We start from the raw sequence: 25745 nt of genomic DNA, 5'->3' as shown, positions 1-25745 counted from the left end.
GGGTCGAGGCGCATATTGGCTGCACCCCGGTTTCATCGGGCAGCATAGGGAGTTCCTGAAGAGGGAGAACGGGTGGCTCCGGCCACGGGAAGAATCAACAAGTGTCGCACCGCATTCATGGACCTTGATTGTGGGCAAATTATGCCCTTCTTAAGAATTTACGAGTCCAGGGCGAGAGGAAATCCTAAGATACTGAAATTTCCATTCGCCATTGACGCGGCGCTTGGGGTTATACACTTTTCGGCGCAAATGCGCACCAACATATATGTCGCGCGCGAGGGCGGTTACCAGGAGGCGAATCGAAAGGGCGCGCAGCCTTCACGGGTGCGCGCCCTTCCTCGATATCTCCCGGCGGCCGTCAGATCTCGCGCTTGCTCATCCGGTCCGCGATGAAGTCGGCCTGGCGGATGGCCAGCGAGACGATGGTCAGGGTGGGATTGCAGGCGGCCCCCGTGGTGAACTGGCTGCCATCCGATACGAACAGGTTCTTCACATCATGGGTCTGCCCATGCTTGTTGACCACGCCGTCCCGCGCCTTCTCGCTCATCCGGTTGGTCCCGAGATTGTGCGTGGAAGGGTACGGCGGGGTATGGATCGTGCGGGTCGCCCCCACCGCGTCGTACAGGGCCGAGCCCTGCCGGAAGGCGTGGTTGCGCATGGCGACGTCGTTGGGGTGGTCGTCGAAATGCACGTTCGGGATCGGCTGGCCGAACTGGTCCTTCTCGGTCGCGTGCAGGGTGATCCGGTTGCTCTCCTGGGGCATGTCCTCGCCCACGATCCACATGCCGGCCATGTGGTCGTAGCCGTCCAGCGCCGAGGTGAAGCCGCGGCCCCAGGCACCGGGATTGAGGAACGCCGCCATGAACGGCAGGCCCAGCGACAGCGTCTCCAGCTCGTATCCGCCGGCGAAGCCCCGAGACGGATCGAATCGGGACTCGTCGCGGATGATCCCGGCCATGGTCGTGCCGCGATACATGTGGACCGGCCTCTCGAACACGGCGTAGACCGATCCCGTGGTATGGCGCATGTAGTTGCGCCCGACCTGGCCGGAACTGTTGGCGAGGCCGTCCGGGAACATGCCGGACGCCGAGTTGAGAAGCAGGCGCGGACTCTCGATCGAGTTGCCGGCCACGGCGACGACGCGGGCCTTCTGCCGCATGACGTTGCCGGCCCTGTCGCCATAGAGCACGCCGGTCACCTTGCCCGAGGCGTCATGCTCGATCTTAAGCACCTGTGCGTCGGACCGGACCTCCAGGTTGCCCGTCGCCTCTCCCTTCGGGATCTCGGCCATCAGGGTGGACCATTTCGCCCCGGTCTTGCAGCCCTGGAAGCAGAAGCCGATCTGCCGGCATGACGCCCGGCCGTCGCGCTCCTGCGAGTTGATCGCCATGTTGCCGGAGTGGAATTCCTTGTAGCCCAGCGCCTTGGCGCCGGCCGCCAGCACCTTGTAATTGTTGTTGCCGGGCAGGCGGGGGATGCCGTTGGTCCCGGTCACGCCCATCTTGTGCTCGGCCTTGGCGTAGTAGGGTTCCAGCTCCGCCAGCGTGATCGGCCAGTCCAGCAGGTTGGCTCCGGCCAACTCGCCGTAATGGGTCCTTGTCTTGAACTCGTGCTCCTGGAACCGCAGGCTGGCGCCCGCCCAATGGACGGTCGAGCCGCCCACCGCCTTGACGATCCATGCCGGAAGTCCGGCGAAATCCTTGGCGACACGCCAGCTTCCCGAGGTCGTCCGCTTGTCGAGCCAGCTGATCTGCGAGAATGACTCCCACTCGTTGTTGACGAACTCCTCCATCTCCACACGGGGGCCTGCCTCCAGCACCACCACCTTGACGCCCTTCTGGGCCAGTTCGTTGCCGAGCGTGCCGCCGCCGGCGCCCGAACCCACGATCACCACGACGCCGTCGTCGTTGAGGTCGAATTTAGCAGCCATGATCCCGATCCCTCCCGCTCAGGCGTTCTTCAGCCAATCGATGTCGTCGAAGCCCCGCTCCAGGTAGCCGCCATGTTCGGCGGAGGAGCCTTCGTAGCCGAACTTCACCCATACCTCCGGCTGGTTGTAGATCGCCACGACCATGTCGCCGCGCACCTTCTGGAAGAACGGGGTGGCCTCGATCGACTTCAGGACGGCGACCCGGTCGTCCTCCTCGACGACGTCGGCATAGGGACGGGCGTATTTGGCCTGCGCCGCGGTGTCGAGGCCGGCCACGCCGTCCTCGATCAGCTGCTTCAGGTCGGCGTTCTCGCCGGCCTTGCCGTCATAAGGCTCGACGGCCCGGGCATAATGGGCCTCGCCCAGCCGGTCGTGCGGGTAAAGGTCGCGCGCCATCCGGACCAGGGTCACCATGGTGGCCGGCTTGAGATGCTTCGCGGTCATCGCCCAGGCACCGGACGGGGAGATCGCCACGGTCCCGCTCGCCAGGGCCGTGACGCCGGCCGCCGCCGCGCCCGATTTCAGGAAGTTGCGCCGGGTCACCTTGACCCGCTTGTCGATGGTCCTCATTGTGCTCCTCCCTCGGAGACGGTTCTTCGATCGCTTTTCTTCATGGAAGGCATTGCTCCGACCCTTCGCGGCTCCGCTCAGCGGTATCGGCCGTGGCGCTGCAACACCTCCACCTTGTAGCCGTCGGGGTCCTGCACGAAGAAGAAGCGTGCCATCAGGGCGCCGTCGCGCATGAATTCCTTGATCGGGTTGGGAGTAAAGCCCAACCGGGTGAACCGGCCGTGCTCGGCGTCCAGGTCGTCCACGGCCACCGCGATGTGTCCGTATCCGTCCCCATGGACATAGGGTTCGGTCCGGCCGTGGTTGATGGTCAGCTCGACTTCGAAGTCGGCCTCCCGGTTGCGCAGGTAGACGAGGGTGAAGCCCTCGAACTCGTAACGGTCCGCCGCCTCCAGGCCGAATGCCCGGCCGTAGAAGTCGCGCGACCTGTCTTCATCCAGCACGCGGATCATCGCGTGGATGACTTTGGCCATGGTGGTTCCGCCTCCCTGGTCTTTCGCTCTTGCAAGCGAAATCCTAGGGCTGCGATTCAGGCGGGAGGTAGTATCATGCTACTACAGCATCGATTTTCCGCATCCGCCGGCTCGCGATGGCCGCGGCATGGGCGGCCGGGTCGCGCAGGTAGAGCGCGCAGGTGACCCGCAGCATGGAGGCGAAGTTCGGCACGTCGCCCTGCTGCTGGAGCACCTCGTCATGAAGGGTGCAGAGGAACCGGGCCAGCGTCAGCCCTTCGCGCCCGGCGATCTCCTCGAGGATTGCCCAGAACTCGGCCTCCAGCCGGATGCTCGTCGTATGGCCGTGAAGCCGGACGGCCCGCGTCTCGCATGCGTAGGAAGCGGGGTCCTGCATGGCGAATACTCTGCACATCGTCTCTCTCCCGTCATAACGCCGCCCTGTCGTGTCTTCCGACGGCTTGGGAGAAATCATATGCTCGTTTCGCCGTCTTGCCATTAGTCCGAAGTGACGACGGCGCGAAGACGCGGCGGGCCGGGATGGAGATCCGCGCCTGCGACGTTTGATCGCCCGCCACCCTCCTTCCGGAACGTTGAAGCGTTCAAGGAAATCAGTCTAACTGACGGATAAGCAATAAGGCGTAGCTCGGCGGCTGCGCAGTGGTCACGATCCGGATCCCGTGCGGACCGGGGTGATCGTCGGCGGGGAAGGATGAACCGGGAATGTACTGGACACGGCTCCACCGCATACAGAAATGTTCGCAGACGCCGCAGGCTCTGGCAGGCTTCGTCGTGATCTTCTTCAGCGTGCTGTTGAACGCTTTCTGGATCGAGACGGAAATCGGCGGCTTCGGAATGGTCATCGCGCTGGCGATGGCGTTCGTCGGCTTCGCCCTGTTCTATCGCGGCTGGGCGGTCGAGAACCGCTGAGGGGCGGGATTCCCTCGCAGGTAGCTGTCGGCGGTCGGCGGAGGAAGATCTCCGTCGTCTTCGCTCCGGTCCATACCTTCTCGATGATTTTGGCCATCCTGCACCCTGTCAATCGATCCGAAATCATTTCTATTTTCGCAGCTTGTCGATAGCGTTGTTTCAACAAGGCAGCGCAAGTTTAATAAAACTCCACAGGCATGGGCGCCGCTATGCGGGCCGAGCTCTGTTAAGCATGTTCGCCGATAGTTAGCATGATTTTTCTTCTGGATATCCCCATTCAGGTGGGAGATATTGAGGCTCCATTTCAATAACAGGTTCGCATGTCGCGGCGATTGTCTCTTGTTTCCGGCGAAGGTGCGTCTCCCCCGGCGGCACCGGAGCCCCGTCGAGGTGGAGGCGAAGGCAAGCCTCCGCTTCACATAAGGACCGTGCTGATCGTTGAGGACAATCCGTTCAATTTGAAGTTGCTCGATGACCTGCTCCAGGCGGCCGGCTACACGACCCTGACGGCGACCGACGGCGAGCAGGCGCTCGACCAGGCTATGCAGTTCATGCCGAACGTCATCCTGCTGGATATCGGCCTGCCCGACATGTCCGGCGTCGACGTCGCAAGGGCGATCCGGAACAGCGATCGGCTCCACAAGATCCCCGTGATCGCGGTGACCGCCTATGCGACGCCGGAGGACGAGGCCGTGATCCGTCTCGCCGGGTGCGACGAGTATGTGGCGAAACCGATCTCCGCCCCCGAACTGCTCAAGCTCGTCCGGCGGCACGCCAATTTCCGGCTCGTCGGGCAAGAGGGAGGAAGGGAAGGATCTTGATCGGCGTCGGCCGCAGCAACAATCCCGACCCGAAGGAAGCCGGCACGGAAGCGGCGCGTCGGGCGGTGGCGTTGCTGGACCCGGACGAAGCGCCGGCCTGGGCGTTGCTCTTCTGCGGGGGCAAGCATGATCCTGCCCTGGTCCTGGCGGGCCTTCGTGGAGTCGTCGGTGCCATCGCGGTGGTCGGCGGTTCGGCCGCGGGCGGCATCACGGGAGCGGGGTTCGGCTACAGTGGGTTCGAGGTCGCCGTGGGCCTGTTCCCGGCGGGCCTCGGCAAGCCGGTCATCCTGGTCGACGACGGGCTGCTCGACGGCGAGGGCCCGGCCGGCCGTCGGCTCGGCGACCGGTTGGGCGGAATCGTCGACGACGGCCGTGTCGTCCTGCTGTTCTACGACAGCGTCGCGTCGACCGTTCCGCCGCGCCTGCACCCGGCCAGCCCGCTGGTCGAAGGCATCTACCAGGGGCTCGGCGGCCGCCGTCCCCATCTGGTCGGCGCCGGCACCCTGACCGACATGAACCTGTCCGACGGCTACGTCTTCGACGGCACCCGCCCGCGTAAGCATGCCGCCGTCGCCGTCGTCCTGCCGCCCTCGGTGGGCGCCGAGACGGCCATCCTCCACGGCTGCGTGCCGGTCAGCGCGTTCATGACGATCACCGCGGTGGAGGGGGCCGAGGTCCTGGAATTGGACGGCCGCCCGGCGCTTTCGGTGCTGGAGGGCATGCTCGGGATCGAGATCGGCGAAAGCCACGGCAGGGCGCTGTCTCTTATGGTTACCCTCGGCGAGAAGCACGGCGATCCGTTTGCCGAGTACGATGAGAATCGCTATGTAAATCGCCTGATCCTGCGGGCATCTCCGGAGCGTCGGTCCATTACTTTGTTCGAACCGGACTTTCACCTGGGGTCTGTCGTTCAGATTATGTCGCGGGACAACGGTTTGATGGTACAAAGTGTTCGTGACGGCGTGCGCCTGATGAACGAACGGTTTTCCAGCCGGCAGCCTATCCTGGCGCTCTACATCGACTGCGCCGGGCGGGCGAGTGCGCGGAGCGGATCCGAGATCGAAGAGGCGGAAGTCCTGTTGGACGAGATTGCCATACCGGCTCCCCTGCTGGGCCTGTATTCGGGAGTCGAGATCGCACCCGTCGGGGAGGAGCAGAGCCGCTCGCTGGACTGGACCGCCGTCCTGACGATCCTGCACGGCGACCGTGCTCCATGAGGGCGGGACAGGAACGCGCATGACGGAACGCAGGGTCGAGGATCTGGAACGCGAACTCGCCTTCTACCGTCGGCAATGCAACGATCTGGGTGCCCGCGTCCTGCGCCTGCAGGAAGACCAGAGCCGTGCCCACCGGGAGGCGCGCAGGTCGCGCACGGCGGCCCGGCTGCTGCGGACCGCTTTCGGCCTCGTCAACGTCGACGCCTCGGAGGAGGCGGTCGGCAACCGCATGCTGGAGATCGTGCTGGACAATCTGGTCTGCGACCGGGGCGCCATCCTGCGGCGCGACCCGCACCGGGGATTGTTCACCATCGTCAACCGGCTGGGGTTCGGCCGGCCGCGCCCCGTGGAGAACGTGCCGCTGGCGGAGCCGCCGGAATTCTACTTCACCTCGTCGCGGGAAGCCTGCGACGGGATCGGCGCCGTCCTGACGGAGGCGCTCGGCCTGCCGTTCGTGATCTGGGCCTATGATCCGGCTTCGGGCATAGCGCTGCTGCTCGGCAACCGGATGGAGGCGAATGTCTCGCGCCCCTTCGGCGCCGACGACCGCGAGATCGTCGAGGCGGCGCTCGGCGTCTTCGCCGACATCATGCAGCGCCGGCGGGTCGAGGAGGAACTGCGCATCGCGAAGATCGCGGCCGAGGAGGCCAATTCGATCAAGGCGGCCTTCCTGGCCAACCTCAGTCATGAGCTGCGTACGCCGCTGAACGCGATCATCGGGTTTTCGGAAATCATCCGGGACGAATTCTACGGGTCGGCCCCGCAGGAGAAGTACCGGGAATATGCTTCCGACATCCACGAGAACGGCCAGCACCTCCTGAACCTGATCCAGGACATCCTCGATTTTTCCCGCCTGCAGTCAGGCAAGGCCACCCTGCGGGAGGAGCATGTCGATCTCAACCAGGCCGCGGCAGCCGCCCTCGGCGCCGTCGCGCCCCTGGCGCGGAGCCGCGGTGTCACGCTGGCGGTCGGTATCCGGAACGGAATGCCGGCCATTCTCGCGGATCCGACCCGCATCCGCCAGATCCTGATCAATCTCGTCGGGAACGCGGTCAAGTTCACCCCCGCGGGCGGCCGGGTCGAAATCCGGGCCGACCTGACCGAGGACGGCGGAGCGGTGCTCCAGGTGATCGACACCGGCATCGGCATCGCGCCGGAGGATATCCCCCGCGCCATGGAGCCGTTCTGTCAGCTCGAGAATACCTATACCCGCCGGTTCGGCGGGACCGGGCTCGGATTGCCGCTGTGCAGGACGCTCGCGGAACGCCACGGCGGCTCTCTCGCCATCGACAGCGAACCGGGACGGGGCACCACCGTGACCGTCCAGCTTCCCCGCCAGCGGGTCGCCGACGGGTCGGCGTCGGTCTTCTACCGCGCCTGACCCTTCGAAACGAACTCCGTCGAGCGGATCCCTTTCCGGAAATTTTCGCCGCGTCACCCGATTCTCGGGCAGGCCGCGGCTTCGGCGATACCCTTGGCTTCCCCTCAGATCTTTCCGGCGGTGCTCAGGGAGGCGAGGTTCTCGTCGATCGCCTCGATCAGCCCCCACGTCTCGATATAGCCGAGCGGAAAGCTCTGGCAGCCGGTATCGGCGTCCTTCTGGCGGGCGTGGATATAATCCGTCCAGCGGCGCGACGCCGGGCGGCGATGATGGAAGTCATGGCAGGGGGCATCGCCGACCAGCACGAACACGCGGGAGAACAGGTGGACCGTCAGCATGGACGTCCACCAGCCGGCCCAGGCCAACAGGCCGCCCGGGGTGGCCGCGGACTGCTCCGGAACCGGTGATCCGGGAAAGACGCCCGCGGTGGCGAGGCAGACGAAGGTCTTGCCGCGGGCATCGATCACTTCCTGTTCCGGGAAGCGGTGCTCGCACAGGGTCCGGAGCGCCGTGCCGATCTGCAGGAGGACGGTCACCGGAAGCAGCCAGGCGATCGCCACCTCGGTCCAGGTCCCGGTGAGCCAGACCAGATAAAACAGGCTGCCCCAGGCCGCCCAGCCGATCAGGTTGTGCGCCGTCGAGTGGGAGAGCAGGCAGGACGAGACCCGCGCCAGCAGGAATCGCAGGTGGAAGAAGGGCGACACGAAGCTGACGATCACCCGGCGCCACAGCACCGGCTTCGGCAGGCCGGGCCGCAGTCCGGCCAGGTTCATGACGAACTGGGTGAACTCGTCCTCGTGGGTCAGCAGCTTGTTGGGGCTGTGATGCAGCATGTGCTCATGCTGGTACACGTCGAAATGCTTCATCAGCAGCAGGATCGAGATGGTTTCCCCGACCAGGCGGTTCGTTTCCCTTTTCCGGAACACCGTGCCATGGGCGCAGTGATGGAAGACGACGGCCTGCAGCTTGCCCATGCCGGATGCCGACAGGATCAGGAGGAAGGGCAGGGCGGCCAGCCAGAAGCCGGAGAGGTGCAGCGCCAGGAAGCTGAGCACCACGCCGGCACCGAGGGTGCCGAAGGCGGTCACCACGTGGAACATGGCCGTATTGGGCCGCGCCTCCTCGCCCGGCGCGGGACGGGCGGTCAGCCATGTCAGGAAGGGCTGCAGGAAAGCCGGCAACCGCCTGTGCATTCCGGCCCGTATGTCGTTCGCCGAGGCGGGAAGAGCATCGGCGAATCCTTCCGATGAATCATTTTTGACGGAAATATTGCGTTCGAACGTAGCAATGGACATCCCTTATCTCCTTTGGGTTGGGTCCTATTGCTACAGATAATCTACGAAATGGTTGAAAGGCTATATTAGCCTTATAAAAAACTCAGTTTTTGTTGTTATTGTATCCGATCTGTTCTGTTTAAGGCGGGTGTAGTTCCTGGCGATTGTCGCAATGATCCTGTTTTGAATCTATTTTCGAATTATCCGAAAATTACTTTCAACCGGCAAACGGCGGAACTTCCACGCCGGTGACGCCGGTTCCGGTGATCGCGAACAGGCAGCCGGCCAGCGGGTCGGGCTCCTCACCGGCCTTTTGGAGCGACGTCACGTAGATGACGTCCAGTCCGCGCCCGCCGAACGCGATCTTGGTCGGCGTGCGGCAGGGCACCTTTATGGTGCGGTCGATCGCGCCCGCGGGCGTGAAGCGGACCAGTTCGCCGCCGCCGATCCCGGCCATCCAGTAGCAGCCGTCGGCATCGCAGGCGCCGCCGTCGGGCCGGCCCGCCATGTCCCTGGTATCGACGAAGACGCGGCGGTTGGAGGGCACGCCGGCGTCCGGATCATAGTCGAAGGCCCAGATGGTTCGAACCTTGGCGTTGCTGTCCGACATGTACAGTGTCCGCCCGTCCGGGCTGAAAGCGAGGCCGTTCGTCGTCCAGAATCCGTCGATCATCCTATGGCATCCGAGATCCGCATCGAGACGGTAGAAGGCGCCTTCCGGGTGCTCGCCCGGGGTTCCCATGCGCATGGTGCCGGCCCAGAAGCGACCCCTGCTGTCGGTCGTGCCGTCGTTGAAGCGGTTGTCGGGCTTGTCGGATTCCGGATCGAGCAGACGGACCAGGTCCCCGGTCCTGGGATCGAAGTTGGCGAACCCGTTGCGCAGTGCCAGCAGCATGCGGTGATCCCGGCGGGTCGCGATGCAGCCGATCTCCTCCGGCATCGGCCAGCTCTCGTCTCGGTCGGAAGAGGGATCGAAGCGGTGCAGGGCGCGTCCGTCGATGTCGACCCAGTAGAGCTTCTGCTCGGCGACCGACCAGATCGGGCCTTCGCCCAGTTTTGCCGGTTCCGCGACGATCCGTTCGATGTCCATGCGCAAGCTCCCCCTGGGGCGGGCACCAGACCCGACCATTCCTTATATCGATATATTAACCATTACCAACCTGACGTTCTCCTGGCAACCCGGTGCGCCGCGGCACCAGGAGGACGGCCGTGAATCGCTGGACCACCTCGTCCTTGTGGTTATAGGTCAGGGTGCGCATCCGTACCGTTCCGCGGTCCGGCCGCGAGGCCGAGGGGGTGATCCCCAGCACTTCGCTCTCGATCCGCAGGACATCGCCCGGACGGACCGGCTGCGGCCACGCCAGTTCCTCGACGCCCAGTCCGACGAAACCTCCCGCGAGTTCCCCCTCGCCGTCTATGATCATCCTCATGGTGAGTGCCGCCGTGTGCCAGCCGCTCGCCGCCAGGCCGCCGAACAGGGTTTCCCTGGCGGCGACGGGGTCGAGGTGGAAAGGCTGCGGGTCGTACCGGCCGGCGAACTCGAGAATGTCAGCTTCGGTCACGGCCAGCGGGCCGCCGGCGAACCGGTCACCCACCGTCAGGTCATCCAGCGTGCGCATCGTCAGGCTCCTTCTGCATCCCAGGGGTTGCGTTGTATCGGGGGGCAGTCGCCGTCAGGCCGCCTCCTGGACGACCCGGGCCGGCGCCGCGGGCGCCCGGCCGATCATCAGCGACATTCCGGCGGCCAGCAGGCAGGCGAGCCCGGCTAGCAGGAAAGCCTCCAGGTAGCCGTCCATCACGGTCCGCATGGCGCCGGCTCCGAAGGCGGCGACCGCGGCACCGATCTGGTGCCCTGTGAAGATCCAGCCGAACATCATCGGCGCCTTGTCCCGCCCGAAGGCGTTGGTGGCGAGGCGGACCGTCGGCGGAACCGTCGCGATCCAGTCCAGGCCGTAGAAGACGGCGAACAGCGACAGGCCGAGGAAGGACAGGTCCAGGGCGAAGGGCAGCCACAGCAGCGACAGGCCGCGCAGCGCATAATACCAGGCCAGCAGGTAGCGGTTGTCGTAGCGGTCCGACAGCCAGCCGCTCAGCGTCGTCCCGACCAGGTCGAAGATGCCCATCATCGCGAGCAGCCCCGCCGCCCGGAGCTCCGGGATGCCGGCGTCGATGCAGGCGGCGATCAGGTGGGTGCCGATCAGGCCGTTCGTGCTCAGCCCGCAGATGAAGAAGGTGCCGAACAGCAGCCAGAAATCCCGGGACCGCACTCCCTCGGCCAGCGCGCCCAGCGCATGGCCGAACGGGTTGCCCATGCTGGGCGGAGGGGGCGCCTCCATCTCCGTCCGGCCGAAGGGCGCCAGCCCGACGTCGCGCGGCCGTTCCCGCATCAGCAGCAGGACCGCCGGGATGACGGCCAGCGCCACCGCGCCGACGCCGATCACCGCCGTGCGCCAGCCGACTTCCTGCACGATCATCGCCAGCAGCGGCAGGAACAGCAGTTGCCCGGTCGCGGTGCTGGCGGTCAGCAGGCCCATGACCAGCCCGCGCCGCTCGCCGAACCAGCGGTTCACCACCGTGGCGCCGAGCACCAGCGCCGTCATGCCGGTCCCCGTTCCGACCACCACGCCCCACAGCAGCACCAGCTGCCAAGGAGCGGTCATCAGCGGGGTCAGCGCGATTCCGGAAGCCACCAGCAGGAGCGAGGTGACGATCGTGGTCCGGATGCCCAACCGGTCCATCAGGGCCGCCGCGAACGGTCCCATCAGGCCGTAAAGGACCAGGTTGATCGCGACCGCGAACGAGATGGTCGCCCTGGACCACCCGAACTCCTGCTCGACGGGGACGATCAGGATGCTCGGCATCGACCGGATGCCCGCCGCGACCAGCAGCGTTACGAAGGTGATGCCCGCGACATACCATCCGTAGTGGATGCGTCCGCGTGCCAGCCGGGAACTCAGGAGGGACATCGGGATGGCTCCGGTGGGAGAAACTGTTGCGATGATAGAGACCGTCCTGTATCATCTGTCAACGGATTTGATTGGACGAGCACCCATGCAGGAACCCATCCAGGACGAGCCGGCCCCGGACGGATCGGGCAAGTCGGCCCGGGCGCGCATCCTTAAGGCGGCGGCCGAACTGTTCTACCGCGACGGCATCCGGGCGGTCGGCGTGGACGCCGTGATCGCCCATTCCGGCGTCGCGAAGATGAGCCTCTACCGCAACTTCTCCGGCAAGGACGAGCTGGTCGCGGCCTTCCTGGAGGATTTCGATCGCGTTTACTGGGACTGGTGGGACCGCGTGACCGCGCGTCATCCGGACGATCCAAGGGCGCAGATCCGCGCGCTGTTCACGGCGCTCGGCAAGCGCACGACGTCGCCGGGATACCGCGGCTGCCCGTTCATCAACACCGCGGTCGAATTCCCCGAGCCGGACCATCCCGGCCACGCCGTGGCCCGGGCGAACAAGCGCGAACTCAGGGAACGTCTGCGCGGCCTGGCGAGCGCCGTCGGCGCCGCCGACCCCGGCCTGCTGGCCGACCAGCTCCTGCTCGTGATGGACGGGGCCTATACCAGCGGCCAGACGCTGGGCGCCGACGGCGTCGGCCAGGCCGCCGCGGCGGCGGCCGAGGCGCTGGTGGACGCCGCCTGCGGCCCCTTAACTATAAATAAATGAAGATGGCGTAACTACCTCCGACGCACTCCTTCGGGTGCGCGAACCGCGTCGGTGGGAGGGTGACGAGTTTGGATGGCTGGCCTGTTTGACCACCTGTCCAACCTGCTGTCCCGCCGCCGGAGCCGCACCGGCGGCGCGCCGCGGCATGAAACCGCCCTGGTCGCCGCGGAACGCCTCGGCATCAGCGGCCGGCCTTCTCCGCTCCAGGTCCGCAACGCCGATCCCTCCGGCAGGATCAGCGGGAAGGAAGACGCCATCGCCGACCTGCGGCGCGCCATGGCCGCCGCGGACCAGCGCCAGGCCCGGACCGACGCCGACGCCTCCCTTCTCCTCGCCGTCCTGCTGTCCAAGGGACACGGCCTCAACCGCACCCAGGCCGTCCAGCTCCACGACGACCTGATGCGCGGCTGCCTGCGCGACGCCGACCGGCAGAAGCTGCGGGCCCTGTACCGCACGCTGCACGGCCGCGAATTCAGCTGCCGCATCCCGGCATCGGTTTCCGAGTGACGCCAGCCCCCGAGGCGGGATCCGCCCCTCTGCCGTCCGGGCGGTTTACCGAAGATATCACCTCGGCCGCCGTGAATGAGGTACCGTAGGGCCCCGGCATCAGAACGCGGTCGCGACCGATGACAGCGTCGATCTCACCCGATCCCAAGGCTTCCACCCCCCTCGACCGAACTCCGGCCGGAGTGGTTCCGCCCCGCCTGGAACCGGCGGCTGCGCCGTTGCCCTGGTACAGGCAGCTCAAGGCCTTCCGTACGAATGCGCTGACCGCCTGGTCCCGGCAGGCCTACGAGCGGGACGTGGTTCCCTCGTCCTTCCTCTGGCGGGGCCGGGTTCTCGTGAACGACCCGGACGGCATCCGCCATGTGCTGGTCGATAACCATGCGAATTACCGGCGGACGCCGGCATCGATCCGCATCATCCGGCCGCTGATGGGGGACGGCCTGTTTCTCACCGAGGGCAAGCTCTGGCGCCACCAGCGGCAGACCCTGGCGCCGGCCTTCACGCCGCGCGCGATCCCGGTGCTGGCCCGCCACATCGCCGACGCGACCCGGGAGGCGGTCGCCGGCATCGCGGCCCGCGCCGAGGAGGGCCCTGTCGAACTGGTCTCCTTCTGCCAGCACCTCGCGCTCGATATCGCCGGCCGGTCGATGTTCTCGGTGGAGATGTCGGCCCACGGTGCCGGGATGCGCCGGCTGATCGCGCATTACGCGGAGCGGCTGGGACGGCCCTACCTGCTCGATTTCCTGCTTCCGGCCGCAGTGCCCAATCTGCACGACCTCGCCCGGAGGCGCTTCCAGGCCGAATGGATGGGGCTGATCGAAACCATCATGGCGGAGCGGTTCCGGGGCGCCGCCCGCTCCGCCGACACGCCCCGCGACCTGTTCGATCTCCTGCGCGCCGCCCGCGATCCCGAGACCGGCGCCGAAATCCCGGCCGACGAACTGCGCGACCAGGTCGCCACGATGATCGTCGCCGGCCACGAGACGACGGCACTCGCGATCTTCTGGTCGCTGTACCTGCTGGCGCTGGCGCCGGACATCCAGGAGGGCGTCGCCCGCGAGGCGGCGGGCATCGACCTTTCTCGCGACGGGGCCGCCCTGGCGCTGCCCGGCCTCGTCCTGACCAGGGCCGTCGTCCAGGAAGCGCTCCGCCTCTACCCCCCGGCCTTCGTCCTCGTCCGGGAGGCGATCGGCGAGGATCTCGTGGGCGGCGTGCCGGTGCGCCCCCGGGACCTTGTCATGGTGGCTCCCTGGATCCTCCATCGGCATCGGAAGCTGTGGCGGGATCCGGACGTCTTCGACCCCGCCCGTTTCCTGCCCGACGCCGCTCCGCCCGACCGGTTCGCCTATCTCCCGTTCGGCGTGGGCCCCCGCGTCTGCATCGGCGCCCAGTTCGCCCTGACCGAGGCCGTCCTGGTCGTCGCAGCCATGGCGACGGCCTTCAGGATCGGATTGCCCGACCACCATCCTCCCGTCCTGCCGACCGCCGTCATCACGACCCAGCCGGATCGTGCGGCCCGGTTCGATCTGGTCCGGCGGACCGGTTAGGCGACGCGGAAAGTCATGGATCCGCGATCCGGTCGCTCGGGGGCCGGCTTAGGAAGGCGCCGGCCACCGGTTGCTCGACCTGGAGCCATTCGGGCCGCTCTTCCGCCGCATAGCACAGCATCGCTATGAGACGGTCGGCGGCTTCCTCTGGTGTCAATCTTCGGTTGTGTTTCAGGAGTATCTCTATGGCGGCCCGATACCCGGCGTCGGGATGGGGCAGCATGCTCTTCGCACGGGCATAGGCGCAGACCACGGTGCGAATGAGGTCCTCGGAAGCCGAACGCTCCATAGGGTCCACCCGGTGGTGACAGGGGACCGATTTTGTCTCGAATGCCCGCTGTCCCGAAAGCTTCCGATGGTACGTTATCCCGAGGAGGGTGCCGGCTTCCGGGCCGCTGGTGCTACTTCGCCGAATCCCGGCTGATGATCTTGTTGAAGTTGCTCTTCTGCTCGAACACCATGGCCAGCTTGTGGTCCTCGAACTGCTTGAAGAATTCTTCCCAGGAGATTTCCTCCAGGCTGTCGTTCTTCGAGTTGGGAGCGTCGGGGAACTCGATCCGGATGATCCCGACGCCGCCCTGGCCGTGGGTCGATTTCACCACCGCCGGCTTGCCGCCGTGCTGCTCGGCCCATTTGCGGATCTTGTCGTGGTCGGTCGTCGTTTCCGACATGGTCCGGTCCCTTTCGTTGATGGATCTCCCATCTCAACAGAAGGAACGCGGAAGGGTTTCCCTCGTCCCGCCGGTCAGCCGATGCAATCGTCCAGCCCGTCCCGTTCCACGATCGCCATGCGCTGCTGGATCACGTTGGCGCGGCCGGCGATGTAGCGGGTCGGCTTGGCGGGCGACCAGCGCAGCGGATTGGGCAGCACCGCCGCCATGAGCGCGGCCTCCCGACGGGTCAGGGCCGATGCCGGCTTGCCGAAATAGGCGCGGGCGGCCGCCTCTGCGCCGTATATGCCGTCGCCCCACTCGATGATGTTCAGGTAGACCTCCATGATCCGCGCCTTCGGCCAGACCAGCTCGATCCACAGCGTGAACCAGGCCTCCAGCCCTTTCCGCAGGTAGGTCCGGTCCTGCCAGAGATAGGCGTTCTTGGCGGTCTGCATGGTGATCGTGCTGCCGCCCCTCAGCGACCGGCCGGCCAGGTTTCCCTGCCATGCCTGGCGCAGCGAGTCCCAATCGAAGCCGGCATGGCTGCAGAACAGGCTGTCCTCGGACGCGATCACCGCCCGGGGCAGGGCGCCGGACAGGCTTTCGAGGCCGACCCAGTCCTTCTCGATCCCGGCACCGCCGAACGCCCGGATCAGCATCAGCGGCGTGCCGGGCGGCGGCACCGCCCGGTACAGCACGACCCAGCCGACCGTGACCGCGGCGACGCCCAGCCCGATCGCCAGCACGGCCGGAAGGACGCGCCGCCGGGGCAGGGCGGTGGAAACTCGCTGGAGGACGGACATGGGACCTGCGGCCTGGGGACGGGGCGGCCATCATAACCACCCTGAAGGGGGAGGCAACCTCGGCCTGTTCCGCTCGCGCCGCGGCGTCCAGGCTTCTATACTGCGGCCGTGATGGACATCGTTCAATCCCCCGCGCCGCCGCGGCGCCTGCTGTTGCCCGACGTGCCCGCGCTGGTCGCCGGGGCGCGTCGGGCCGTCTGGCTGACCGCCGACGGAGAGGTCGATACGATCGACCTGGACGAGGCGCGGCGCCGGCTCCAGCGGGAAACGCTGCTGGTCTGCCACGCCCGCGCGCTGGGGCGCCGGCTGAACGCCGACCGCTTCGCGGCGCTCGACCTGCTGGAACTGTTCGCCTTCGTCCATCCCGCCCGCTTTGTCGTCCCGACCCCGCGCGGCCTCGCCGAAGCGCTGGGCCTGCCCAGGCCCGACGGCGCGGAGGATGACGCCCTGACCCTGATCCGCGCCACCCGCCAGCTCCTGACCGACCTGACCGATCCCGACCGGGAGGAGAAGTCCGACCCGGTCGCCATAGCCTGGTACATGGGAGCGGGTGCGCAGGGCTACGCCTGGGGTTGGGCGCCTTTCGTGCTGTCGGCGCTGGGCGCTCCCAACGGCCCGCCGGGTCGCCGCGCCCTCGGCGCGTTCCAGGTCTGGAAGCGGCTGCCGGAATGGGAGGAGGGGGCTCCCGAACCGCCGCCCGGCCAGGCCACCGTCCATGCCAACGACGCCCGCCGCCGTCTCGCCGACCTGCTCCAGGCCGGCATCCGCGGCAAGGCGGCCGAGCCGCGCCCGCAGCAGTCCGACTACGCCAGCGCGGTCAGCACCGCCTTCACCCCGCGCAACTATCCCGGGACGCCCAACCTCGTCCTGGCCGAAGCCGGCACGGGCGTCGGCAAGACCCTGGGCTATCTGGCGCCCGCCAGCCTGTGGGCGGAGATCAACCGCGGCCCCGTCTGGATCTCCACCTACACCCGGAACCTGCAGCACCAGATCGACGGGGAGCTGGACCGGCTGCACCGCGACCCGGCAGTCAAGGCGCGCAAGGTCGTGCTGCGCAAGGGCCGGGAGAACTACCTGTGCCTGCTGAACCTGGAGGAGGCGGTCGCCACCTTGCCGTCGCTGCCCGCCTACGCGACGGCCCTGGGCCTGATGGTCCGCTGGGTCGCCGCCACCCGGGACGGCGACATGCAGGGCGGCGACTTCCCCGGCTGGCTGCCCGACCTGGTCGGCCGGGCCCGCACCGTGACGCTGGCCGACCGCCGCGGGGAATGCATCTACTCGGCCTGCCAGCACTACCGCAAATGCTTCATCGAGAACACGATCCGCCGCGCCCGCAAGGCTGACATCGTGATCGCGAACCACGCGCTGGTGATGATCCAGGCGGCCTTGGGAGGGGAGGACACGACGGCCCCGACCCGCTACGTCTTCGACGAGGGGCACCATGTCTTCGACGCCGCCGACAGCGCCTTCGCCGGCCACCTGACCGCGCAGGAGACCGCCGAGCTTCGCCGCTGGCTGCTGGGTGCCGAGGGCGGGCGGAGCAGCCGGGCGCGCGGCCTCAAGCGGCGGGTCGAGGATCTCGTCGCCGCCGACGAGGACAGCGCCGCCCTGGTCGACGACGTGGTCATGGCCGCCCGCGCGCTGCCCGGGGAGGGCTGGTCGAACCGCCTGACCGATGGGATGGGGACCGGCGCCGCCGAGGCGTTCCTGCTGATGGTCCGGCGGCAGGTCCATGCCCGCGCCCATGGCCGCGACAGCTTCTACAGCCTGGAGACCGAGACCGCCGACCCGGTGGACGGCCTGACGGAATCCGCCGTCGAGCTCGAGAAGGCCCTCGGCCGCCTCCAGGAGCCGCTGGAGGAATTGGGCAAGCGCCTGGCGGCCCGGCTCGACACCGAGGCGGCCGAGCTGGACAGCGACACCCGCCGGCGGATCGAGGCCGTCTGCCGCAGCCTCCAGCGGCGCGGCAGCGTCACCCTCAAGGGCTGGCGCGACATGCTCCGCAGCATCGGCAAGCCGACCCCGACCGGCTTCGTCGACTGGTTCGGGATCGAGCGGCAGGACGGCCGCGACCTGGATGTCGGCATGTACCGGCATTACGTCGATCCCACGATTCCGTTCGTCGCCACCGTGGGCGCCCAGGCCCATGGCATGGTGGTGACCTCGGCCACCCTGACCGACGGCACGGGGGACGTGGAGCAGGACTGGCTGGCGGCCTCCGTCCGCACCGGCGCCGTCCACATGGCTTGGCCGGCGTTGCGGGCAAGCGTGCCCTCGCCGTTCGATTACCCGGCGCGAACCCGGGTGATGGTGGTCAACGATGTCCGCAAGGACGATCTTGTCCAGGTGGCCGCCGCCTACCGCGAACTGTTCCTCGCGGCCGGCGGCGGGGCGCTCGGGCTGTTCACCGCGATCAGCCGGTTGCGCGCCGTGTACCAGCGCATCGCCGAACCGCTGGAGCTGGCCGGCCTGCCGCTCTACGGCCAGCATGTGGACGGGCTCGACGTCTCCACCCTGATCGACATCTTCCGGGGAGAGGAACAGGCCTGCCTGCTGGGCACCGACGCGGTGCGCGACGGGGTGGACGTCCCCGGTCGCTCGCTCCGCCTGATCGTGTTCGACCGGGTGCCCTGGCCGCGCCCCGATATCCTCCACCGGGCCCGCCGCGAGGCGTTCGGCGCCAAGCGCTACGACGACATGATCACCCGCCTGCGGCTGAAGCAGGCGTTCGGCCGGCTGGTCCGCCGGGCCGACGACACCGGGGTCTTCGTCCTGCTCGACCCGATGATGCCGTCCAGGCTGGCCGGGGCGTTCCCGGAGGGCGTCGAGTTGCGCCGGGTCGGCCTCGCCGAGGCGGTCCGGGCGACGCGCGAGTTCCTTGCGCCGGCGCCCTCAGAAGGTGAGCCGGAAGGCTGAGCCGCCGCCCTCGGACGGTCCGAACGTCACGGCCCCCTCCAGTTGGGCGGCCAGGGATCGGATGATCTGCATTCCCAGGCCCTTGCCACCCGCCGGATCGAAGCCGTCGGGCAGGCCGACGCCGTCGTCCTCGATCAGCAGCTCGAAGGCACCCTCCTCCTCGCGCAGCCGGATGCGCAGGGTCCCGGCGCGGCCGTGCGGGAAAGCATGCTTGAACGCGTTCGACATCATCTCGTTGACGATCAGGCACAAGGGGATCGCCCGGTTCAGCGGGAACCAGGAACGGCCGACATCGATCTCCAGGCGGACCTGGTTCTCGGTCCCGTAGGCGCTCTGCAGGTTCGCCGCCAGTTCGCCCAGGTATGTCGCGAAATCGACGTCGGTCAGCTCCTTGGAACTGTAGAGCAGGTGGTGGACCAGGCTCATGGCATGGACGCGGTCCACGCTCTTCTGGAGCGACGACCGGGTCTCCGCGTCGCTGGACCGCGCCGCCTGGAGCCGGAGCAGGGAGGTGATGACCTGGAGGTTGTTCTTGACCCGGTGATGGACCTCCTGGAACAGGGTCTCCAGCTGCGCGTTGGCCGCGGTGAGCTGGCGGGTCCGTTCCTCCACCCGCTGCTCCAGGGTTTCCTTGGCGATCCGGTCAGCCTGGGCCTGGCGCACCGCCATGACCGATAGCGGCCACAAGGCCATTCCCGCGACCCCGGCGACCACCCAGTAGACCCAGATCCGGGACGCCCATTCCAGGGTGATGTTCCGGTTCGGCACCGCCACGCTGACATGGAGCGGCAGGCGCTCGGCCTTGTGGAAGGCGTGGACGGGGGTATGCCAGTCGGTGAGGTAGGACGGGCCGCTCGACCCCGATCCGGCGTCGGCCGGAATCGGCAGGGTGGGCAGTGGCTGCGGCTCGCCCAGCGGGACTCGGGTCAGGATCGATCCGTCCAGCGCCCGCACCAGGCTGATCACCGGCTCCAGCCTGAGGTCGAGGGACCCGTAGAAGGTCGAGAAATAGGTCAGATCGATGGTCAGGGAGACCACGCCGCGGAGGGTCCCGTCCTCCGCCGAAAGCCGGCGGCTCAGCATGAAGGTCGGTTCCCCGGTGACCCGGCCGATGATCAGTTCGCCCACGAACAGCCCGCTGCCGGGTTCCTGGTGCGCCCGGAAGAAGTCGCGATCGCCCGCCGAACTGGGTGGCGTCGGCAGGGCCACCGTGCTCATGCGCAGCTGGCCGCTGCTGTCGTTCAGCCAGATATGGTCGATGTAGGGGAAGCGGTCGCTGAGGGCCCGCAGCCGCTCCCACAGCTCCTCGTCCCCGGCGACACGGTCCCAGTCCATCGCCTCGGCGGCGTTGGTCGCCTCCAGCAGCGCCAGGTCGGATGCCTCGAACAGCCGCGTGGCATGGTCGGCCAGGAAGAAGGCCGCGGTGCCCGCCGTCCGCTCGGCCTCGAGCACCAGATTGCGCCGCGCGTCGTAGATCAGCCACGAAGCGGCCGTGACGATCACCAGCAGGGCGAAGATGCTGAGATGGATGGTGCTCGCCGTGCTGCCCGGACGAATCAGCCGCCAGCGACGCGCGGTTTCAGGCCACGCCGCGGCAAAGGTCGGCGACTGCTTGCCTGAGGCTCTCGACGCGGAAGGGTTTTGCAATGAAGCGGGCAGTCCGAATCTGCGGGTTGGGGGTGAAGGCATGATTGCCGGACACGAAGATCACCGGAACGTCGCGGCGTTCGGCGATCCGCTCCATGGCATTGACCCCGTTGCCTTGCCGGAGTTGGATGTCGGCGATCACCAGGTCGGGTGCCGTCGCGTCGGCCTGGCGCACCGCATCGGCTTCGGTGTCCACCACCGCGCACACGCGGTGCCCCATGTCCTCGACCAGGATCCGGAGTTCCAGCGCCACAAGCGGCTCGTCCTCCACGATCATCACTTGCGCGGAATGACGGACAGGCAGCTCGTCTTCCGCGGATTTCCTGTCCGGCACGGCGTTCGGCAAAGCCGTCATCAAAACATTCCCCATCGGACGGAACCGCCGTCTCTCGGTATGCAGCAAGATAAGGTGAAGCCGTTGCCGTGTCGAGGCAGCCTCCGCCCGGCAAAAACGGCTATGCATGAGGTCATGCGCCACCCTTGAAGTTCGTCGGGCGCGCGGGCACATGTGCGCAGGACAATCGCGAGAAGGCTCATCATGATCGACCACCATACCGCGCTGATCTACACCATGGTCATGGTGTCAGCTTCCGATGCGGACATGACGGATGCGGAACTGAACACCATCAGCGAGACGGTCCGGTACCTGCCGGTCTTCCGCGACTTCGACACCGGCCGCCTGGCGGAGATCGCCGCCGACTGTACCGAACTGCTCGGCCAGCGCGACGGGTTGGATGCGGCGCTGGGCGAGATCAAGCAGGGGCTCCCCCTGAAGCTGAGGGAAACCGCCTACGCCGTCGCCTGCGACGTGGCCGCCGCCGACGGCTATACGACGCAGGAGGAACTGCGCCTGCTGGAACTGCTGCGCGACAGCCTGGAGATCGACCGGCTCAACGCCGCCGCGATCGAACGCGGCGCCCGCGCCCGCCATATGGTGCTGTAGCCCGGGACCGGAAAGGCCGAAGGACGGGCAGGCTCCGGGCCTGCCCGTCCTTCGGCCTTTCCCGGAAAGCCTTTCCACGCGACTTGCGGTCGCGCCGCCCTCCATCGGCGAAGCCCACTTTACTTGGGCTGTTCCTCCGGCTGGTTCGCATCCGGCACGCCGGCACGATCCTCCTTGTCCTGCTCCGATTCCTCGGACTGCGGCTGGCCGCTGTCGCGGGTTTCCCGCTGCACCTGGTTGCCCTGGACGTCGGTCGGATTCGCCCTCAGCCGGTCCATGGCCCCTTGGATCTCGCCATTGTCCTCGTTCCGCTTCTCGGTAGGGTCCGGCGACCGTGTGCCCTGGGGCGTCGAGCCGGGCTCCAGGCTGCGCGTGACGTTCGGATCCTCGGTCAACGTTTCCTTCTTGATTCCCTGGGCCCCGGCCGAGACGGCGGCCACGGCCAGCAGGGCCGCCCCCAGGATGATCGGCTTCACGTGCAAAATGTTGATCCTTCCTATTTTATCCGCCCCATCGCGGCCGGGGCCGGACGGAGTCTGCGCTAAGCGCTCAACAGCCATGCTGCCAGTTGGTTTCTAGTGCTTTCGAGACTGGGACTTTTTGCGTGCCTGCGTGTTGTCCAGCACGTAGGCGCCAGACCGTCTCCCGGGCCGGGTATCGGGAGCGGCAGGAAGGATGAGGACGACCGGACAATGTCATCGGATAAAAAAATCGGGGTTGAGCGGAAGAGCGGGATCGGCGGTTCACCGGTCGAGCGTCGGGATTTCTTGAAAACGATCGGCCTCGCCGGCACGGCGGCCGCGGCGGCGGTTCCCCTGGCCGCGACGGGCGTGGCGGCCGAGGAGTCTCCCGAGGAGCGCGTCAAGCCGCGCTACCAGGAAACCGCCCATGTGAAGCAGTTCTATGCGCTGAACCGCCTCTAGGGCGGATCCAGGAGGAAAGACGTCAATGCTGGTCAAGAGACGCTCGGGAACCGCCCAACGCTCGCCGCTCGCTTCAACCCTGGCCGCGGCGGCGAACGCCGGCGGTTCACTGGACCGTCGTACCTTCCTGCGGAATTCGGGGCTGGCCGCCGGCGGGATGGCGGCGCTGGGGGCGCTGCCGCTCGCGACCGTCCGCAAGGCGGAAGCCGGGCCGGTCGATCCGGACCTGGAAGTCACCCGGCGCAAGAGCATCTGCACCCACTGTTCGGTCGGCTGCACGGTCATCGCCGAGGTGCAGAACGGTGTCTGGGTCGGCCAGGAGCCGGGCTGGGACAGCCCGATCAGCCAGGGCACGCACTGCGCCAAGGGCGCATCGGTCCGTGAGCTGACCAAGGGCGAACGCCGCAACAAGTATCCGGTCAAGCTGGTCAACGGCGAGTGGCAGCGCATCTCCTGGGATCAGGCGATCGACGAGATCGGCGACAAGCTGCTGGAGATCCGCGAGAAGTCGGGTCCCGACAGCGTGTTCTGGCTGGGCTCCGCCAAGTTCTCCAACGAGGGCGCCTATCTCTACCGCAAGTTCGCGGCTCTCTGGGGCACCAACACGGTGGACCACCAGGCGCGCATCTGTCACAGCACCACTGTCGCGGGCGTCGCGAACACGTGGGGCTACGGCGCCATGACCAACAGCTACAACGATATCCAGAACGCCAAGGCGCTGATGATCATCGGCGGCAATCCGGCCGAGGCGCACCCGGTGTCGATGCAGCACATGCTTCGCGCCAAGGAGCACAACCGGGCACCCTTCATCGTCATCGATCCCCGGTTCACCCGGACCGCGGCCCACGCGACCGACTTTATCCGCATCCGGCCCGGAACCGACATCCCGGTGATCTGGGGCATGCTCTGGCACATCTTCGAGAACGGCTGGGAAGACAAGGAATACATCCGCCAGCGCGTCTACGGCATGGACGAGATCCGGGCCGAGGTGAAGAAGTGGCACCCGGAGGAGGTCGAGCGGGTGACCGGCGTGCCGGGCGACCAGCTCCGCAAGGTCGCCGAGATCATGGCGAAGAACAGGCCGTCGACCCTGATCTGGTGCATGGGTGCTACCCAGAAGACGGTCGGCACCGCCAATGTCCGCGCGTTCAGCATCTTCCAGCTGGCGCTCGGCAACATCGGCGTCGAGGGCGGTGGCGCCAACATCTATCGCGGTCACAGCAACGTCCAGGGCGCCACCGACATGGGCCTCGACGTCACTTCGCTGCCGTCCTACTACGGGCTGGCCGAGGGCGCCTGGCGGCACTGGGCGCGCGTCTGGGACATCGATTACGAGTGGCTGAAGGGCCGCTTCGCGTCCAAGGAGCTGATGGAGACCAAGGGCATCCCGAGCACCCGCTGGTTCGACGCCGTGCTTGCGAAGCCGGGTGAGCTGGACCAGCCCAACAACATCAAGGCTTTCATCACCTTCGGCCATGGCGGCAACACGGTCACCCGGATGCCCGAGATGCGCCGCGGCCTGGAGGCGCTTGAGCTGATGGTGGTGGTTGATCCGCACCCGACGACCTTCGCCTCCATCAGCGACCGCAAGAACGGCACCTATATCCTTCCGGCCTGCACCCAGTTCGAGCTGGCGGGCTGCCGCGCCGCCTCGAACCGGTCGCTCCAATGGTCGGATGCCGTCGTCGACCCGATCTTCGAATCCAAGGACGACTACGAGACCATGTATCTCCTGGCCCGCAAGCTCGGCTTCGCGGACCAGCTCTTCAAGCACATCACGGTGGACGGCACCAAGCCCCGGGCCGAGGACATCCTGCGGGAGATCAACCGCGGCGCCCTGGCGACCGGCTATACCGGCCAGTCGCCGGAGCGACTGAAGATGCACATGGAGTATCAGGCCGACTTCGACAAGATCAGCATGCGGGCGACCAAGGGGCCGTGCGAGGGCGAGTATTACGGTCTGCCCTGGCCGTGCTGGGGCACGCCGGAGATGAAGCACCCCGGTTCCGCCGTCCTCTACGATACCTCCAAGCACGTCATGGAAGGCGGCTCCACCTTCCGGGCCCGTTTCGGGATCGAGCGCAACGGCGTCAGCTTGCTGGCCGACGGCTCCTACTCCAAGGGTTCGGAGATCACCGACGGCTATCCCGAATTCACCATGGCGGTGCTGAAGAAGCTGGGCTGGGACGTCGACCTGACGCCCGACGAACTGGCGGTGATCAACGCCATCGGCGGCGACAACATCGATCAGGTCAGCTGGATGACCGACCTGTCCATGGGCATCATCCGGGTCGCCATGAAGCATGGTTGCGTGCCCCACGGCAACGCCAAGGCGCGCGCCGTGGCCTGGAACCTGCCGGATCCCGTGCCGATCCACCGCGAGCCCCTCTATACCCCCCGCCGCGACCTCGTGGACGAGTATCCAGCGATCGACGACCGTCGGGACTTCCGCATGACGCATCTCGCCAAATCCGTCCAGGCGCGGGACGTCTCCAAGGAGTTCCCGATCATCCTGACGTCCGGCCGCCTGGTCGAGTACGAGGGCGGCGGCGAGGAGACCCGGTCCAACCCGTGGCTGGCCGAACTTCAGCAGACGATGTTCGTCGAGGTGAACACCAGGGACGCCGAGCGGCTGGGCATCCGGCACCGGTCCGACGTCTGGGTCTATGGCCCGGAATACAACAGCAAGGCCCGGGTCATGGCCTTCGTCACCGACCGGGTGGGGCAGGGCGTCGCCTTCATGCCGTTCCACTTCTCGGGCTTCTGGGAAGGCGTGGACCAGCGGGAGAAGTATCCGCCGGGCACCGACCCGATCGTGCTGGGAGCCCCGGTCAACGCGGTGATGACCTATGGCTACGACCCTGTGACGTTCATGCAGGAAACCAAAGTGACCCTGTGCCGCATCGAGCCGGCTTGAGCGGGGGAGGGCGAGAGTACCGACCATGGCAAGAATGAAATTCCTCTGTGACAGCGACCGTTGCATCGAGTGCAACGCCTGCGTCACCGCCTGCAAGAACGAGCACGACGTTCCGTGGGGCATCAACCGCCGCCGGGTCATCACGCTGAACGACGGCCAGCCGGGCGAGCGGTCCATCTCGATGGCCTGCATGCACTGCACCGACGCGCCCTGCGCGGCGGTGTGCCCGGTGGACTGCTTCTACTTCACCGCCGAGAACGTGGTCCTGCATTCCAAGGAGCTGTGCATCGGCTGCGGCTACTGCTTCTACGCCTGCCCCTTCGGGGCGCCGCAGTATCCGCAGACGACCAACTTCGGCGGACGCGGCAAGATGGACAAGTGCACCTTCTGCGCCGGCGGTCCGGAAGAGGACATGACGCTGGTCGAGTATCACGGCTACGGCACGAACCGGCTGGCCGAGGGCAAGCTGCCGCTGTGCGCCGAGATGTGCTCGACCCGCGCCCTGATGGCGGGCGACGGCGACATCATCGCCGACATCTACAAGGAACGGGTGGTCCGCCGGGGTTACGGCGCGGGCGCCTGGGGCTGGACCACCGCCTACGGCCAGACGGACGGCGGCGTCTGATGGCAAGGGAGAACGCG

At 67.1% G+C, this 25745-nt stretch carries 26 protein-coding genes; 12 read left to right on the top strand and 14 right to left on the bottom strand.

What is annotated here, in order from left to right:
• Positions 1-358 precede the first annotated feature (358 nt).
• The 4 genes from JL101_RS16045 to JL101_RS16030 form a co-directional block, all read right to left on the bottom strand.
• Entirely contained in the window at positions 359-1930 is a 1572-nt protein-coding gene (locus JL101_RS16045) for a GMC family oxidoreductase (RefSeq protein WP_203097324.1), read from the bottom strand.
• A gap of 18 nt (positions 1931-1948) precedes the next feature.
• A complete protein-coding gene (locus JL101_RS16040) occupies positions 1949-2500 on the bottom strand; it encodes a twin-arginine translocation signal domain-containing protein (protein ID WP_203097323.1) in 552 nt (183 codons plus the stop codon).
• 77 nt (positions 2501-2577) lie between these two features.
• The gene (locus JL101_RS16035; protein WP_203097322.1) at positions 2578-2973 is read right to left on the bottom strand and encodes a VOC family protein; all 396 of its coding nucleotides are present in this window, start codon (positions 2971-2973) and stop codon (positions 2578-2580) included.
• Positions 2974-3046: 73 nt separating this feature from the next.
• The gene (locus JL101_RS16030; RefSeq protein WP_201079501.1) at positions 3047-3367 is read right to left on the bottom strand and encodes a ribbon-helix-helix domain-containing protein; all 321 of its coding nucleotides are present in this window, start codon (positions 3365-3367) and stop codon (positions 3047-3049) included.
• 308 nt (positions 3368-3675) lie between these two features.
• On the opposite strand from JL101_RS16030, the gene JL101_RS16025 reads away from it, so the two are divergent.
• From JL101_RS16025 to JL101_RS16010, 4 genes are all read left to right on the top strand, one after another.
• Positions 3676-3882: a hypothetical protein gene (locus JL101_RS16025; RefSeq protein WP_203097321.1), complete on the top strand. Its 207-nt coding sequence runs from the start codon at positions 3676-3678 to the stop codon at positions 3880-3882.
• Between the two features lie 458 nt (positions 3883-4340).
• Positions 4341-4703, top strand: a complete 363-nt coding sequence (locus JL101_RS16020; RefSeq protein WP_407697326.1) for a response regulator — start codon at positions 4341-4343, stop codon at positions 4701-4703.
• Positions 4700-5920 carry an FIST signal transduction protein gene (locus JL101_RS16015; protein ID WP_203097319.1) on the top strand — a complete coding sequence of 407 codons (1221 nt, stop codon included), beginning with the start codon at positions 4700-4702 and terminating at the stop codon, positions 5918-5920. Before JL101_RS16020 ends, JL101_RS16015 begins: the two co-directional genes overlap by 4 nt.
• Before the next feature lie 19 nt (positions 5921-5939).
• Positions 5940-7301: a sensor histidine kinase gene (locus JL101_RS16010; protein ID WP_203097318.1), complete on the top strand. Its 1362-nt coding sequence runs from the start codon at positions 5940-5942 to the stop codon at positions 7299-7301.
• A 104-nt stretch (positions 7302-7405) separates the two neighbouring features.
• On the opposite strand, the gene JL101_RS16005 is transcribed toward JL101_RS16010, so the two are convergent.
• The 4 genes from JL101_RS16005 to JL101_RS15990 all read right to left on the bottom strand — a co-directional run bounded on the left by JL101_RS16005 (position 7406) and on the right by JL101_RS15990 (position 11541).
• Positions 7406-8482, bottom strand: a complete 1077-nt coding sequence (locus JL101_RS16005; RefSeq protein ID WP_203097317.1) for a fatty acid desaturase — start codon at positions 8480-8482, stop codon at positions 7406-7408.
• A 310-nt stretch (positions 8483-8792) separates the two neighbouring features.
• Complete coding sequence (locus JL101_RS16000; RefSeq protein WP_203097316.1) at positions 8793-9665, bottom strand: SMP-30/gluconolactonase/LRE family protein; 873 nt, start codon at positions 9663-9665, stop codon at positions 8793-8795.
• A gap of 55 nt (positions 9666-9720) precedes the next feature.
• A complete protein-coding gene (locus JL101_RS15995) occupies positions 9721-10194 on the bottom strand; it encodes a MaoC family dehydratase (RefSeq protein WP_203097315.1) in 474 nt (157 codons plus the stop codon).
• A 54-nt stretch (positions 10195-10248) separates the two neighbouring features.
• On the bottom strand, positions 10249-11541 hold the full coding sequence (locus JL101_RS15990; protein ID WP_203097314.1) for an MFS transporter: 1293 nt from the start codon (positions 11539-11541) through the stop codon (positions 10249-10251).
• A gap of 85 nt (positions 11542-11626) precedes the next feature.
• On the opposite strand from JL101_RS15990, the gene JL101_RS15985 reads away from it, so the two are divergent.
• The 3 genes from JL101_RS15985 (at position 11627) to JL101_RS15975 (ending at position 14301) form a co-directional block, all read left to right on the top strand.
• On the top strand, positions 11627-12247 hold the full coding sequence (locus JL101_RS15985; protein WP_203097313.1) for a TetR/AcrR family transcriptional regulator: 621 nt from the start codon (positions 11627-11629) through the stop codon (positions 12245-12247).
• Between the two features lie 72 nt (positions 12248-12319).
• On the top strand, positions 12320-12754 hold the full coding sequence (locus JL101_RS15980) for a hypothetical protein (protein ID WP_203097312.1): 435 nt from the start codon (positions 12320-12322) through the stop codon (positions 12752-12754).
• Positions 12755-12873: 119 nt separating this feature from the next.
• On the top strand, positions 12874-14301 hold the full coding sequence (locus tag JL101_RS15975; protein WP_203097311.1) for a cytochrome P450: 1428 nt from the start codon (positions 12874-12876) through the stop codon (positions 14299-14301).
• Positions 14302-14314: 13 nt separating this feature from the next.
• Here the strand turns inward: JL101_RS15975 and JL101_RS15970 are convergent, their stop codons facing one another.
• From JL101_RS15970 to mtgA, 3 genes are all read right to left on the bottom strand, one after another.
• Positions 14315-14590 (bottom strand): hypothetical protein, encoded by a 276-nt coding sequence (locus tag JL101_RS15970; RefSeq protein WP_203097310.1) that lies wholly within the window; start codon positions 14588-14590, stop codon positions 14315-14317.
• Between the two features lie 112 nt (positions 14591-14702).
• Positions 14703-14972 (bottom strand): ATP-grasp domain-containing protein, encoded by a 270-nt coding sequence (locus tag JL101_RS15965; RefSeq protein WP_201079525.1) that lies wholly within the window; start codon positions 14970-14972, stop codon positions 14703-14705.
• A gap of 74 nt (positions 14973-15046) precedes the next feature.
• Entirely contained in the window at positions 15047-15757 is a 711-nt protein-coding gene (gene mtgA, locus JL101_RS15960; protein WP_203097309.1) for a monofunctional biosynthetic peptidoglycan transglycosylase, read from the bottom strand.
• A 111-nt stretch (positions 15758-15868) separates the two neighbouring features.
• On the opposite strand from mtgA, the gene JL101_RS15955 reads away from it, so the two are divergent.
• On the top strand, positions 15869-18673 hold the full coding sequence (locus JL101_RS15955; RefSeq protein WP_203097308.1) for an ATP-dependent DNA helicase: 2805 nt from the start codon (positions 15869-15871) through the stop codon (positions 18671-18673).
• Here JL101_RS15955 and JL101_RS15950 read toward each other — a convergent pair.
• Together JL101_RS15950 and JL101_RS15945 are read right to left on the bottom strand one after the other, a co-directional pair.
• A complete protein-coding gene (locus JL101_RS15950) occupies positions 18650-20320 on the bottom strand; it encodes a sensor histidine kinase (RefSeq protein ID WP_203097307.1) in 1671 nt (556 codons plus the stop codon). The two genes, JL101_RS15955 and JL101_RS15950, sit on opposite strands and share 24 nt — an antisense overlap.
• Positions 20253-20723: a response regulator gene (locus tag JL101_RS15945; RefSeq protein ID WP_203097306.1), complete on the bottom strand. Its 471-nt coding sequence runs from the start codon at positions 20721-20723 to the stop codon at positions 20253-20255. Before JL101_RS15945 ends, JL101_RS15950 begins: the two co-directional genes overlap by 68 nt.
• A gap of 135 nt (positions 20724-20858) precedes the next feature.
• On the opposite strand from JL101_RS15945, the gene JL101_RS15940 reads away from it, so the two are divergent.
• A complete protein-coding gene (locus tag JL101_RS15940) occupies positions 20859-21263 on the top strand; it encodes a tellurite resistance TerB family protein (RefSeq protein ID WP_203097305.1) in 405 nt (134 codons plus the stop codon).
• A 119-nt stretch (positions 21264-21382) separates the two neighbouring features.
• Here the strand turns inward: JL101_RS15940 and JL101_RS15935 are convergent, their stop codons facing one another.
• The gene (locus JL101_RS15935; protein WP_203097304.1) at positions 21383-21739 is read right to left on the bottom strand and encodes a hypothetical protein; all 357 of its coding nucleotides are present in this window, start codon (positions 21737-21739) and stop codon (positions 21383-21385) included.
• Between the two features lie 291 nt (positions 21740-22030).
• Between JL101_RS15935 and JL101_RS15930 the strand changes: the two genes are divergently transcribed.
• Genes JL101_RS15930 through fdh3B form a run of 3 tightly spaced genes read left to right on the top strand, consistent with a single transcriptional unit; the run spans position 22031 to position 25728 of the window.
• A complete protein-coding gene (locus tag JL101_RS15930) occupies positions 22031-22186 on the top strand; it encodes a hypothetical protein (protein WP_407697325.1) in 156 nt (51 codons plus the stop codon).
• Positions 22187-22211: 25 nt separating this feature from the next.
• Entirely contained in the window at positions 22212-25103 is a 2892-nt protein-coding gene (locus tag JL101_RS15925; protein ID WP_203097302.1) for a molybdopterin-dependent oxidoreductase, read from the top strand.
• 25 nt (positions 25104-25128) lie between these two features.
• On the top strand, positions 25129-25728 hold the full coding sequence (gene fdh3B, locus JL101_RS15920; RefSeq protein WP_203097301.1) for a formate dehydrogenase FDH3 subunit beta: 600 nt from the start codon (positions 25129-25131) through the stop codon (positions 25726-25728).
• The last annotated feature ends 17 nt before the right edge of the window (positions 25729-25745 follow it).

This window comes from Skermanella rosea (genome assembly GCF_016806835.2).
GTDB lineage: Bacteria > Pseudomonadota > Alphaproteobacteria > Azospirillales > Azospirillaceae > Skermanella > Skermanella rosea.
Note: the sequence above shows the minus strand (reverse complement) of the source record. Positions and strands in the feature narration are given on the sequence as shown.

Bases quoted from the DNA above. Each gene is read 5' to 3' on its own strand.
- JL101_RS15925 (WP_203097302.1), top strand. From the start codon at position 22,212: ATGCTGGTCAAGAGACGCTCGGGAACCGCCCAACGCTCGCCGCTCGCT.
- JL101_RS15955 (WP_203097308.1), top strand. From the start codon at position 15,869: ATGGACATCGTTCAATCCCCCGCGCCGCCGCGGCGCCTGCTGTTGCCC.
- JL101_RS16030 (WP_201079501.1), bottom strand. From the start codon at position 3,367: ATGTGCAGAGTATTCGCCATGCAGGACCCCGCTTCCTACGCATGCGAG.
- JL101_RS15990 (WP_203097314.1), bottom strand. From the start codon at position 11,541: ATGTCCCTCCTGAGTTCCCGGCTGGCACGCGGACGCATCCACTACGGA.
- JL101_RS15975 (WP_203097311.1), top strand. From the start codon at position 12,874: ATGACAGCGTCGATCTCACCCGATCCCAAGGCTTCCACCCCCCTCGAC.
- JL101_RS15965 (WP_201079525.1), bottom strand. From the start codon at position 14,972: ATGTCGGAAACGACGACCGACCACGACAAGATCCGCAAATGGGCCGAG.
- JL101_RS15940 (WP_203097305.1), top strand. From the start codon at position 20,859: ATGATCGACCACCATACCGCGCTGATCTACACCATGGTCATGGTGTCA.
- JL101_RS16040 (WP_203097323.1), bottom strand. From the start codon at position 2,500: ATGAGGACCATCGACAAGCGGGTCAAGGTGACCCGGCGCAACTTCCTG.
- JL101_RS15970 (WP_203097310.1), bottom strand. From the start codon at position 14,590: ATGGAGCGTTCGGCTTCCGAGGACCTCATTCGCACCGTGGTCTGCGCC.
- JL101_RS16000 (WP_203097316.1), bottom strand. From the start codon at position 9,665: ATGGACATCGAACGGATCGTCGCGGAACCGGCAAAACTGGGCGAAGGC.
- JL101_RS16035 (WP_203097322.1), bottom strand. From the start codon at position 2,973: ATGGCCAAAGTCATCCACGCGATGATCCGCGTGCTGGATGAAGACAGG.
- mtgA (WP_203097309.1), bottom strand. From the start codon at position 15,757: ATGTCCGTCCTCCAGCGAGTTTCCACCGCCCTGCCCCGGCGGCGCGTC.
- JL101_RS15980 (WP_203097312.1), top strand. From the start codon at position 12,320: ATGGCTGGCCTGTTTGACCACCTGTCCAACCTGCTGTCCCGCCGCCGG.
- JL101_RS15985 (WP_203097313.1), top strand. From the start codon at position 11,627: ATGCAGGAACCCATCCAGGACGAGCCGGCCCCGGACGGATCGGGCAAG.
- JL101_RS16025 (WP_203097321.1), top strand. From the start codon at position 3,676: ATGTACTGGACACGGCTCCACCGCATACAGAAATGTTCGCAGACGCCG.
- fdh3B (WP_203097301.1), top strand. From the start codon at position 25,129: ATGGCAAGAATGAAATTCCTCTGTGACAGCGACCGTTGCATCGAGTGC.
- JL101_RS15995 (WP_203097315.1), bottom strand. From the start codon at position 10,194: ATGCGCACGCTGGATGACCTGACGGTGGGTGACCGGTTCGCCGGCGGC.
- JL101_RS16010 (WP_203097318.1), top strand. From the start codon at position 5,940: ATGACGGAACGCAGGGTCGAGGATCTGGAACGCGAACTCGCCTTCTAC.
- JL101_RS16045 (WP_203097324.1), bottom strand. From the start codon at position 1,930: ATGGCTGCTAAATTCGACCTCAACGACGACGGCGTCGTGGTGATCGTG.